This window comes from Mesorhizobium sp. LSJC269B00 (genome assembly GCF_000502815.1).
Lineage (GTDB): Bacteria > Pseudomonadota > Alphaproteobacteria > Rhizobiales > Rhizobiaceae > Mesorhizobium.
Map to the genome: position 1 here is coordinate 12,961 of NZ_AYVN01000011.1, position 11,033 is coordinate 23,993.

Annotated in this window: 10 protein-coding genes; 5 read left to right on the forward strand and 5 right to left on the reverse strand. The window is 61.4% G+C overall.

Annotated features, from left to right (window positions below; all coding sequences use genetic code 11):
• From X771_RS143020 to X771_RS143005, 4 genes are all read right to left on the reverse strand, one after another.
• Positions 1-1,092, reverse strand: a complete 1,092-nt coding sequence (locus tag X771_RS143020) for an ABC transporter ATP-binding protein (RefSeq protein ID WP_023689429.1) — start codon at positions 1,090-1,092, stop codon at positions 1-3.
• Positions 1,089-2,045 carry a sugar ABC transporter permease gene (locus X771_RS143015; RefSeq protein WP_023689430.1) on the reverse strand — a complete coding sequence of 319 codons (957 nt, stop codon included), beginning with the start codon at positions 2,043-2,045 and terminating at the stop codon, positions 1,089-1,091. Before X771_RS143015 ends, X771_RS143020 begins: the two co-directional genes overlap by 4 nt.
• The gene (locus tag X771_RS143010; RefSeq protein ID WP_023689431.1) at positions 2,042-2,902 is read right to left on the reverse strand and encodes a carbohydrate ABC transporter permease; all 861 of its coding nucleotides are present in this window, start codon (positions 2,900-2,902) and stop codon (positions 2,042-2,044) included. Before X771_RS143010 ends, X771_RS143015 begins: the two co-directional genes overlap by 4 nt.
• A gap of 81 nt (positions 2,903-2,983) precedes the next feature.
• Positions 2,984-4,597, reverse strand: coding sequence for an extracellular solute-binding protein (locus X771_RS143005; RefSeq protein ID WP_023689432.1), 1,614 nt, complete (start codon positions 4,595-4,597; stop codon positions 2,984-2,986).
• 351 nt (positions 4,598-4,948) lie between these two features.
• Here X771_RS143005 and X771_RS143000 point away from each other — a divergent pair, with 351 nt between their 5' ends.
• From X771_RS143000 to X771_RS1000000169345, 3 genes are all read left to right on the forward strand, one after another.
• Positions 4,949-5,977 (forward strand): LacI family DNA-binding transcriptional regulator, encoded by a 1,029-nt coding sequence (locus X771_RS143000; protein ID WP_023689433.1) that lies wholly within the window; start codon positions 4,949-4,951, stop codon positions 5,975-5,977.
• Between the two features lie 419 nt (positions 5,978-6,396).
• Complete coding sequence (locus tag X771_RS142995) at positions 6,397-7,287, forward strand: adenylate/guanylate cyclase domain-containing protein (protein ID WP_023689434.1); 891 nt, start codon at positions 6,397-6,399, stop codon at positions 7,285-7,287.
• Between the two features lie 909 nt (positions 7,288-8,196).
• Positions 8,197-8,556, forward strand: coding sequence for a hypothetical protein (locus tag X771_RS1000000169345; RefSeq protein ID WP_245260695.1), 360 nt, complete (start codon positions 8,197-8,199; stop codon positions 8,554-8,556).
• 275 nt (positions 8,557-8,831) lie between these two features.
• Here X771_RS1000000169345 and X771_RS142985 read toward each other — a convergent pair whose 3' ends face one another.
• Complete coding sequence (locus tag X771_RS142985) at positions 8,832-9,803, reverse strand: EamA family transporter (RefSeq protein WP_023689436.1); 972 nt, start codon at positions 9,801-9,803, stop codon at positions 8,832-8,834.
• Here X771_RS142985 and X771_RS1000000169350 point away from each other — a divergent pair.
• Together X771_RS1000000169350 and X771_RS142975 are read left to right on the forward strand one after the other, a co-directional pair.
• The gene (locus X771_RS1000000169350; RefSeq protein ID WP_156936022.1) at positions 9,754-10,554 is read left to right on the forward strand and encodes a CGNR zinc finger domain-containing protein; all 801 of its coding nucleotides are present in this window, start codon (positions 9,754-9,756) and stop codon (positions 10,552-10,554) included. The genes X771_RS142985 and X771_RS1000000169350 overlap by 50 nt on opposite strands.
• Before the next feature lie 273 nt (positions 10,555-10,827).
• The gene (locus X771_RS142975) at positions 10,828-11,031 is read left to right on the forward strand and encodes a CsbD family protein (RefSeq protein ID WP_023669466.1); all 204 of its coding nucleotides are present in this window, start codon (positions 10,828-10,830) and stop codon (positions 11,029-11,031) included.
• The last annotated feature ends 2 nt before the right edge of the window (positions 11,032-11,033 follow it).

Consider the following 11,033-nt stretch of genomic DNA (forward strand, 5'->3'; position numbering starts at 1 on the left):
TCAACCTGCCTTCATCGCAATGCCGCTGCGGGCATCGAAGACACGCACGGACGATGCCACGGGGGCGACGACGGCAAGCTCGCCGATCGACAGTCCGACAGCATTGTCGAACACCGCCTTCACGGCGGTCTCGCCATCGCCGAGATGGACGATGGTCCTCGCGCCGATCCGCTCGACGAAGCTCACCGGAATGGCGAGGCCCTGCCCGCTCTGCACCAGCGACACCTGTTCGGGCCGGAAGCCGTAAAGCACCTCGGAGCGCGATCCGCGCAAGGTGGCGGCCAGCGCATCCGGCAGCGTCGGCGTGACCCCCAGCTGCCCGAGATCGACCACCAGGCCCCGATCGCTCTCCGCCGGCCTCCCCCTCAGCAGGTTCATGCCCGGGGCGCCGATGAAGCGTGCGACGAAGACGTTGGCCGGATTGTTGTAGACTTCCAGCGGCGTTCCCACCTGCTGCAGCACGCCGTGATCCATGACGGCAATGCGGTCGGCCATGGTCATGGCCTCGAGCTGGTCATGGGTGACGTAGACCATCGTCTGCCTGAACTGGCGCTGCAGCTGCTTGAGCTCGGTCCGCATCACCGCCCGGAAGGCGGCGTCGACATTGGACAGCGGCTCGTCGAGCAGAAAGATCGCCGGCTCCATGATTGCCGAGCGCCCGATCGCCACCCGCTGCAGGATGTTGACCGAGAGCCGGTCGGCCTTGCGGTCGAGCAGCGGCGTCAACTGCAGCAGCTCGGCGATGGCGCCGACGCGGCGGTCGATCTCGGCTGTCGCCGCACCGCGCATCCGCGGGCCGTAGGCAAGGTTCTGGCGCACCGTCATGTGGGTGAAGATGGCGTAGTTCTGGAAAACGAAGCCGACGCCGCGGCGGCCCATGGGCACGCCGGCCATGTCGCGCTCGCCGAACAGGATCTTGCCGCTGGTCGGCTCTTCCATGCCGGCGATCATGTTCATCGTCGTCGACTTGCCGCAGCCCGAAGGCCCGAGGAGCGCCATGAACTCGCCATCGGCGACATCGAGATCCATGGTCTTCAGCGCCGTGAACTCGCCAAAGGTCTTGACCAGGTTGCGCAGCTGGATCGCGCTCATGCCGGCACCAGCCTTGCCCGCGCCATGCGCTTCATGGCCAATACCGCAACGATCGAAAGCACGACAAGGATGGCCAGCGCGATCGCCGCCACATAGCCCCAGATCAGGTCCTGCGTCGTGACCTTGTAGATGTAGACGGAGATCGTCTCCGTGGCGACGCCGGGGCCGCCGCCGGTCATGATGTAGAGCGTGTCGAAGATCTTGAAGTTCTCGATGACGCGGATCGCCAGCGCGATGATGATGATCGTCTTCATCTTCGGCAGCACGATGGTGACGAAGCGCTGCCACGGGTTGGCGCCGAGCAGGGTCGCCGCCTTGATCTGGTCCTGCGGCACGCCGACCAGGCCGGCAAGCAGGATCAGGAACATCAGCGGCGTCCACTGCCAGATATCGGCGATGATCACCGCGATCAGCGCCAGTGTGGGGTCAGACAGCCAGGCGATGGTGACGCGTGAACCGCTGAGTGCCGACAGGATGTCGTTCAGCGGCCCGCCCGACTGGAACAGCATGAAGAACATGTAGCCGGCCACCGCCGGAACCACCATCATCGGCATCAGCAGGATCGAATAGAAGACCCGCTTGCCCGGAAAATCGTCCGCGAACAGCGTCGCCAATGCCAGGCCAAGCAGGAATTCGACAGGCACGCACACGACCATGACGATAGCCGTGCGCCTCAGCGCGCTCCAGAAGCGCGCATCGGCGGCAAGGTCGGTGTAGTTGGCGAAGCTGTTCCACATCTCCCATGCGTTCCACCAGCCCAGGCCGGAGAGGGGCGACCAGTCGGTGACGCTGATGTAGAGCTGCATCAGCAGCGGGAAGGCGGAGATGAAGAGCACCAGGATCTGCGCCGGCAGCGTCAGCCGGAATCCCAGCCGCACTCCCTCGTCCCGCAGCGCGGGCTTGCCAAGCGCGGCCTTTGCGTCCTTTGAGACAGTCACGGTCACCGCGCTCATTGCTTGAGCGCGCCGAACGTCAGCCCGCGCACCAGATGGCGCTGGATGGCAATGCCCATGATGACCGGCGGCACCGCGGCCATAAGACCGAGCGCGGCCTTGGCGCCATAGAGCTGCCCGGTCATCGAGGAGGACAGCGAGGCCATGTAGACGGGGATCGTCACCCATTCACGCGTCGTCAGGAGCAGCGCGATCAGATAGTCCGACCAGTTGAGGATGAAGACGAAGAGGGCGGCGCTGGCCAGCGGTGCGCGCATCATCGGCAGCGTGATGCGCGTGAAGACGCGCAGCCGCGAACAACCTTCGACAAGCGCCGCTTCCTCGATCTCGCGCGGCATGTCGTCGAAGAAGGTCTTCATGAGCCAGAAAGCGAACGGCAGGGTGACGATGCCGTAGATCAGGGCCAGGCCAAACCAGCTGTCGGTGAAGTTCAGGAAGGCCCACATGATCATGACCGGGATCATCACCGCCATTGGCGGAAACAGCCTGAGCTGGATCAGCGCCAGCGGCAGGTTCTGGCCCGAGCCGAAACGCGACAGCCCGTAGGCCGCAGCCGTGCCCGCCGACATTGCGATCGCCGTGCCGAACACCGAAGACAGCAGCGACGACAGGATCGGCTTCAGCGCGGTGCGGTCGAGCGCCACGATCAGATTGTTGTTGGACTCGCCGAAGACGAACTGGAAATTGCCCAGCGTCGGGTTCTTCGGCCACCATGTCAGGTCCGCGCCGGTCGCCGACCATTCGGCGATCGGCTTGAAGGCCATCGACACCATCCAAAGGATCGGCACCAGCGTCACCGCCATCGCCGCGAAGATCGCGGCGTAGCGGAATATCTCGAAGGGGACGGAACGCTTCATCTGGCTGCTTTGCTGGTGGCGTTGACTGCGGCGGGGAGGAACAGATGCTCCTCCCCTCCAGCGCTGATCCAGGGAGACGGATCAGCTGATTGGATCGAGAACAGTCGGCCAGGCCTCCTTGTTGGTCCTTATGGCTTCAAGCAATTTGTCCTCGCCGATGCGGCGGGCGATCTTCTTCCACTCCGCTTCCGTGTCGGCCATCGCCTGTTCCGCTGTCTTGGCCTTGGTCAGCGACGCCATCAGGTTTTCGTCCAATGCGTTGTGGAAGGCGGTGGCGCCGGGATAGTTGATCGTCGGCACCGTGCGGGCGACGGTCTCGCGCACCACGTCGATGTGGTAGGCGTGGTAGGTCTGGCGCACCAGCGGATCGGAGAAATCCGAGAGCCGGAACGGATCGAGATAGCCGCCCGGATTGGCGCTCATCCAGGCATAGATGCGGGCGGAGCCCAGCCACTGCAGCAAAAGGTAGGCGACCTCCTGGTTTTTCGACTGAGACGAGACCATGCCGGTCAGCGAGAACCACAGCACGGAACGGCTGATCAGCTTGCCGTCGACTTCGCGGCCGGGCGGCAGCATCGAGCCGATCTTGCCGGTGACGGCGGAATCCTTGTTGCCGGCATTGTCGAGGAATTTCGGCAGGTTCGAGAAGGCGCAGGTCATCGCCGCGCCGCCCTTGGCGAAATTTCCATACTGCTCCGGCCAGCCCCAGGAGATCGCGTCCGGCGAGTGATGAACGAGCGAGCCGACATATTCGTTGGTGGCGGCAATGCCGTGCTCGGAATTGATCAGCGGCTTGCCGTCGTCGCCGAACAGGAACTGGTTGGGCGATGCCATCGAGACATAGCGCTGATACCAGTTGGTGTAGCCCCAGCCCTGGTTGCGCAGGTCGGTGGAGCCGAACAGGCCCTTGTCGGGGCGCTGGAAGAAGCCCGCGATGTCACTGTGCTGCTTCCAGGTCTTCGGCGGCGCCAGATCGTAGCCGAATTTGTCCTTGAACGCCTTCTGCTCGGCAGCGTCGCCGAACAGGTCGGTGCGGTAGACCCAGGTCTGGAAGTCGCCGTCCAGCGACACGCCATAGTTGGACCCGCGATATTTGTTGAGCAGCGACACGCCCTTGGCGCCGTCGACATAGCCGGTCTTGGGATCGTCCCATTCGGGCTTGTACTGGGCGACGAAGTCGTCGAGCTTGGCGATGCCGCCGGTCTCAGCGAGGTCGCCTAGCCGGTTCCATTCCGTCGAGTAGATGTCATAGGCCCCACCCTTGGTGGAGATGTCCTGCATCGTCTTGGTGAATTCCTGGCCGTTCGGCAGGCCGACGATCTCAATCTGGATGCCGGTTTCCTTTTCCCACAGCTCCTTGATCGACGGCGCACCCGCCGGGAAAGGCTGTGTGAGTTGACCAATCGAGCCATCCGACAGGCCAAGCACGATCTTGGCCGGCGCCTTGCCTGCTCCCTTCAAGGCCTTGGCCGCCTCAACGGCACGGCCTTCCGGCGTCTCGGCGCCATATTGATAGCGCTCGGCGCCCTCGAAACCGGTGGGGCCGCCTACCATGCCTGGCGCCAGCGCGTCGGCCGCAACGGCACGGCCGGGACGGATGAATTGCGGTGCGATACCAGCCGCAGCCACGAACGCCGCCGCCTTTCCTCCGGACGCCAACAAGCCGCGTCGCGATATGCGGATCAAATCAGACATTGGAATTCCTCCCTCAGGCCCGATGTTTCCTCCACGAGCCCATCTGAGGGATATTGACGGCAGCACCGGAAGGCTGTCAACATCATAAATACTCAAAATACATCGTAACACCGCAACTGCGGAGAAAATACGTCATGCAAAGGTCGACACACCGGCTCAATGCCTCGATTTGATGGGAAATCTGCATTCGTAGCACGGGACGTATCACGACGCGATTTAGCCCAACCTCCTTGCGCATCGGCTAAGGCTGGATACATCATTTTCCATCAGAATCGCTGATGGCTGGCAGCTGTGGCCGTCGGACGGGCTAGCGGCATTGTGCGATCTGATGCATTGAGGAGATGAAAGACGGTGCGTTCCACCTTGACTGACATAGCCCGGGAAGCCGGCGTTTCCGCCGCCACCGTCGACCGCGTGCTGAACAACAGGCCCGGTGTGCGGGCGCGCACGCGTGAGATCGTGCTCGAAATGGCGCATCGCCTCGGCTACATCGCGGAGGGCCCGAACGGAGCGCCGCCCAGGCCCTCACCTGGAGAGGTCATCCGTCTCGACTTCGCTCTGCCGGCCGGCACCAATTCCTTCATCAAGATGCTGCATCGACACATCGAGGCGCAGGCCTTGGCGCGCCCCGATCTCGACGTCCACATCGCCACCATAGAGGGCTTCAACCCCGACCGGCTCGCCCGCCTGCTGCAAGAATTGCGTGGACAGACACAAGGCGTCGGCGTGATCGCGCTCGATCATCCAACGGTGCGCGAGGCGATCCGCTCGCTGTCGGCCAATGACGTCAAGGTGGTGACCATCGCCTCCGACATCCTGCATGTTCCGAGAGTGGCCTATATCGGCATCGACAACCGCGCCGCGGGGCGGCTGGCCGGCTATCTGCTCAACCGCTTCATGGGATCGGAACGCCCAAGCAAGGTGGCGCTGTTCGCCGGTTCGCTGTCCTACCGCGGCCATGAGGAACGCGAGATGGGATTCCGGCACATCTTGACCGAGGAGTCGCCCAATCTCAAGATCGTCGAGATGCGCGAAATGCTGGATGACCGAGAGAAGGCTTATTCAGAAGCATCGGCGCTTCTGGACCGGCACCCCGATCTTGCCGCGATCTACAATGTCGGCGCCGGCAACACCGGCATCGCTCGGGCGCTCAAGGAGCGTGGACGCGCCAAAGACATTCTCTTTCTCGGCCACGAGGTGACAGACGGCACCAAGGAACTTTTGTTGGATGGGACGCTCGATGCGGTCATAGATCAAAATCCGCGCGTCGAGGCGCGGGAAGCGCTCAACATTTTAAGCCACTCTGTCAGGCACCTGAACTATGAACCGCATCAACCACGACTTCAGGTCATCTTCAAAGAGAATATACCTGAAATCTGATCAATGGATCCGTGATCGTATCGCAAAGCACAGCGTTGGCGTCGCCACCGGTCCCAAATACGAACGAGAGCCCGAATGATCTCGTCAAAGCCGCCGATCTGGCACTATTCCGTGCGAAGTCGGAGGGCCGAGATCGGGTCGTGGTTGATGGTGCATGAGAAGGCCGTCGCCCGTTGCAACTCGGTCAGCCTTTCCGAACCTAAAAAGACCAAGTCCACTCATAGCACCGAAGTCGCGAACGATTGGGGCGAAGACGGTTCTGGATGTCGCCGGCACGAAGCCGACGAATGGCATACGCCCGTCCGTCCGCCACGATCACCTGAAGCATCGCCCCGATCAAAGGCGCTCGAGCAGATATGTCGCAGGCGACCTCGTGTGTTATACACGCACGCTGAGTTTTCGGGTCGGACACGAGATCGATGGATCAGGAGACGCTTCTTGCCGCAGTCCTCTTAGCTGATGTCGTGGGCAGCACGCCGCTCTATGAGCGGATCGGAGACGATGCCGCTCTACAGCAGGTCTCGGATTGCCTGGACACAATGCGCGAGATTGTCGCCAAGCACCGTGGTGATTTCATTTACTCGAAAGGCGATGACATACTCAGCCTCTTCGAGAGCCCGGAAATGGCGCTGAGGGCCGTCTGCCAAATTACCCATCAACTGACTAAAGGGCCGTTGAGCGCCCGCATCGGATTGCATTTCGGGGCGGTCATTCGCGCGCGGGGCGCGATATTCGGTGACGTTGTCAATGTCACCGCAAGGTTGTCCACCACGGCGAACCCCGGAGAGGTGCTGATCAGCCAGAGCTTCTGCGAAGCCCTTTCCCCGAGAAGCCGCAAGTGCCTGCGGCTCCTCGACAAAATGGCCTTGAAGGGGAAGCAAGAGTTCTTCGATGTCTATACCCTGTGGAGCGACGATGAGGCCCCCGGTACGCAGATCACCAGCCATGGCGCCACTACAGATAGACGCTCGGTCCTGCCGCGGCAGATTCATATGGTCATCCGCTACAGAGATCAGCTGCGATCCTGTCGAAACGGCGAATCCGTGACAATCGGCAGATCGGCGGAATGCGACATCATCGTCGAGCGGCCCTGGGTATCGAGGCGCCACGCCGCCTTCACCATATTGAATGGCAGAGCTCGGCTTCTCGAACGAAGCTCTTCGGGCACATTTGTGTCCATGGGACTCGGCCATGAAGTATTCGTACGCCGTGAAGATATTATCCTCTTCGGCTCCGGCGTCATCTCGCCTGGAGTGAAGTCGGCACTCGACGAAGCCCAGCTTCTTCACTACGAAATTGTCTCGGATTGACCCGGCCCGGCTACTAGCTCGACCGGTTTAGAGCTGGTTCGCTGGCGCCCTCAATGTCGCGCCGTACTCTTTGACAGCCATTGGAATCGACCGTTCATAAATGTGCCAAGGCCAATCCAGGAACGCTCTCGAAGTTGGGCTGCGAAGAGCTGACTTCCGTTTCCCTCGCTGAGTTCGACGGAGCCGCGGCCGGTGCATCTCCCTCGCAGGATGCGGAGTTCTACCTGCTCCTAGGCGACATTCTGCAGGTGGATGGCTTCGGCAGCAAGCTGGCCCGCTCGATCGGTGACGCGATAGGTCTTGCCGCGAGGGGATTGTGCTGGACTGTCGGCCAGACAATGAGCTGGCGACGGGAGCGGCCGGCTGAAGCGGGATGCCCGGACCATCCCTGCCCTGTGTCGCCTCGATATCCCCAGGTGCTGAAGGTCAGCACAGGCTGTTGCAGCCCGGGGTCGACGAACGCTTCATCAGACCATTGCGCCGCAATAGCTCCTCGACCACCTGCGAAGGCTCGCGATTGGGCTACCGTCACGAAATTGGCGCAGAAGCGCAGACCACTGACATATCGCGACGTCGAGATGGAGCTCGATGCCACCGTGTTTGCAGCACCGGGGAGATTCCTCTTGGGCCGATCGAGTTCAAGTTGCTGCGCCACATGCTCGACAATCCTGAAAGGTGATCAGCCGTGATGAATTCATCGCAGCTGGCTGCTCGCAGAAAGCCAGTGTGAGCGCCCAGGTGGTCGACGTTCACATGAGCCAGTCGCGAAAGTTGTTGAAGCAGTCGTCGCAGAGTTGCCATTCGCACCCTGCGGCTTGCCGGCTATTCTCTCGAAGACACTGCGGGCTGACGATCTCGGCGATTGGGTTCAGAAAGGTCGCTGCGTGAGGCCGCAAGGGGACCGACCCAATGGGAAAGGTCTTGGCAGCTAGGGGACTTAACGCGACCGACATTGCAGCCGGGCGCTGCTCTAATCGAGAGAAAGTCTGGGCGTATAGAACAAGCGACATGAGCGTGTCGGATTGTTTGCATTCAAACGACCTTTGCGACGTTATCCGTGCCTTCGCCTTGCTGGTGCCGGAGGAAATCATGACGTCGCCCGACAATTCGGTCGAACTCGTTCGCGACAAGAAGTGGACGGTCCGCGTCACCGCCTACGGCAGCACCCTGACGTTTCCGTTCGAAGCAGAAAGCTATGCACGTTCTTATGCCGATGGTCAGGCATTCCGTCTCGGCGTTCAGGTGGCGGAACTGAAGCGATGCGGCTGACACTTTGTCGACGCGTTGGCGGATAGCCTGCATCGCGATCGGAACGAATAGGTCGCTGATTGCAGCCTCGCGATTTTTTCCTCAAATCCCGCCTGCAATCTTGACAGCAACTCGGCAAAATCCCTCGCCGACTAGTGTTTTCATATGAGCTGGAGCTTTCCTCGCCGCCGGTGTAGGCGGGATACGCTGCCGGGAAAGCCCTCTTTTCGCATAGACGCGAACCTTGTGCTTTTCCATCTCAAGGCTGATTGGCGGCTGGATGCGCGCGCCGTCTTTCATATTCTGCCATCGGCCCGCGCGGAGCGTGGAATCAACGGCGGGGAAGCGGATGATGTTTCCTGTTTGCGCTCGCGTAGCGCAAGAAACGCTGCGAAGAGCATGATAGCCATGCCGATGATGTCGATCAGGCTAACCTCCTCGCCGTAGGTGATGATGCCAAGCACGACGGCAATCACGGGTGAGACGAAGGCAAATGCTCCGGCGCGCGAGGCGCCGATTTCGTGCAGGAGCCGGATAAAGAGTGTGTAGCCTATGAACGAACCAAACAGCACGAGGAACAGCCACCCGACCCAAGCCGGCCAGCCCCAATCGCCTTTTAGAGCCGCGGCCGCGCCTGGCTCCACAACGAGTGAGATGAGAATTAGGAATGCGCCCCCGAAAAGGGTGGTGAAGCCGGCGATGAAGTCCGATGAATATACCTCAAGAAGCGGCCGCGCGAGCACCGAACCCCATGCATAGATTACAGCTGCCGACGCCACCGCTGTCATCGCCAGCAGCCGGAGCCCCCTGCCCTGCTGGTCTGCGTGTGTCCAACTAGCATAGGCCTCGGGCCCGAACAGGATGCACAGACCGGCCGCACCGAGCAAAATCGCAAAGAGCCTGCGGCCGTCATAGCGTTCGTCTCCCAGAAGCAACGCAAACCCAAGCAGCGTGACGGGGGTCAGCGAAAGCTCAAGAACAGCCGCGGTGCCCGTATCGACGTAGAGCATGCCCCAAAAGAGTGGGCCATAGCAAAGCGGAATCATGAACAACGTAACAACGAAAAGGCGCGGCCAACTCCTTTTGGCCACCCGTGGTAGAGCAGCGCCCCTTAGGCGCGTCGCACTGAGGATCAGCAAGCCGGCTACTGTAAAACGCGTGCCTGCGAACATCAGAGGCGGCACGGTGGCGATCCCTGCCTTGATACCGATCCACGTGGTGCCCCAGATCACACATAAAACCAAAAATGTCGCTGTGTTGCGGTTCATCGGAAACAGCCTTCGCTGGGCGTTGTTGGTTCGTCGTAACGGCCAAAAGACGTTTATTTCGTTACAACGGCCTCTTGCCAATACGGTTCCGCCAACCGATGTTTCCGGGATGGATTTTGCGAAGACTATCGTCGACATGCGCATGGTTGGCGGTCACGCCTGCCTGGACTTCGTCAACACGGTCGACGCGCGACGCGATGTGTGGGGGCCAGACCTCTTACAGACCTATGCCGACCTGGTCGTCTGGGCTGGACGTGCCGATTTGATCGACGTCGATGAGGCACGAGCACTGCTCGCGGAGGCTTCCGCCCGCCCGCTCCTTGCGGAGGCGGCATTGGAAAAGGCCAAGATTTTGCGCGAGGCCGTTTACGCGGCTCTCCAGGCCGAGGCGGCAGGCGCCCGGGTGCCGGACGATGCCTTGCAAATCGTGCGCGATGCAGTCGCCCTAGCCCTGCCGAAGCGCTCGCTTTTCCCGTCCGGCGACCGCCTCGCTTGGCAGTGGACCGACGCAGCCAGTCTGAACACGATCGGCCACCGCGTGGCCTTTGAGACAGCCGAGTTTTTGGTGTCCAGGAATGACCGCCGCCGCGTGCGCGAGTGCACCGGGCCGAACTGCGGTTGGCTTTTCATCGACACCTCACGTGGCGGGCGCAGGCGGTGGTGCTCGGATGAGAGCTGCGGCACACGCAGCCGGGTAAGGCGCTTCAGGGCAAAAGCCGCAGGGAACATGGCTCCCGACAGCAAGAATTAGTATCTGACGCCAGGCTTGGATGACCAACGCAGCATAGTTGGCTTCACGCTATCCCTGTCGCTGTTTGTCCAACGAAGCTGGTCTCGCGAGCGACTGTGGCCAAGAGTGTGGAGAACACAGCCGGCGCGGCAAGCCATCATCGCGTTCCAGAGCGGGTTGCTTCGGGGCCGCCTACCTCGCCACGCTTCGATCGGTCGATCTGCTCAAACTTGACGGGAACTCCGGTAGCGTTACGGCGTTTTTCTCAGTCCGAAACAAACAAGGATAGGTGCCATGGACTGGAACCGTGTCGAAGGCAATTGGAAGCAGGTAAAGGGCAAGGTCAAGGAACAGTGGGGCAAACTCACAGACGATGATCTGGACCGTATTGCCGGTAACCGCGATCAGTTGGAAGGCAAGATTCAGGAGCGCTACGGCATTGAGAAGGACCGCGCCCGGCGCGACATCGATGACTGGTATGGCCGGCAAGGCTGGTAGGT

Coding starts and splice junctions, on each gene's coding strand:
- X771_RS143015 (WP_023689430.1), bottom strand. CDS start 2,045: ATGAGCGCGGTGACCGTGACTGTCTCAAAGGACGCAAAGGCCGCGCTT.
- X771_RS143020 (WP_023689429.1), bottom strand. CDS start 1,092: ATGAGCGCGATCCAGCTGCGCAACCTGGTCAAGACCTTTGGCGAGTTC.
- X771_RS142995 (WP_023689434.1), top strand. CDS start 6,397: ATGGATCAGGAGACGCTTCTTGCCGCAGTCCTCTTAGCTGATGTCGTG.
- X771_RS1000000169345 (WP_245260695.1), top strand. CDS start 8,197: ATGGGAAAGGTCTTGGCAGCTAGGGGACTTAACGCGACCGACATTGCA.
- X771_RS143005 (WP_023689432.1), bottom strand. CDS start 4,597: ATGTCTGATTTGATCCGCATATCGCGACGCGGCTTGTTGGCGTCCGGA.
- X771_RS143010 (WP_023689431.1), bottom strand. CDS start 2,902: ATGAAGCGTTCCGTCCCCTTCGAGATATTCCGCTACGCCGCGATCTTC.
- X771_RS142975 (WP_023669466.1), top strand. CDS start 10,828: ATGGACTGGAACCGTGTCGAAGGCAATTGGAAGCAGGTAAAGGGCAAG.
- X771_RS142985 (WP_023689436.1), bottom strand. CDS start 9,803: ATGAACCGCAACACAGCGACATTTTTGGTTTTATGTGTGATCTGGGGC.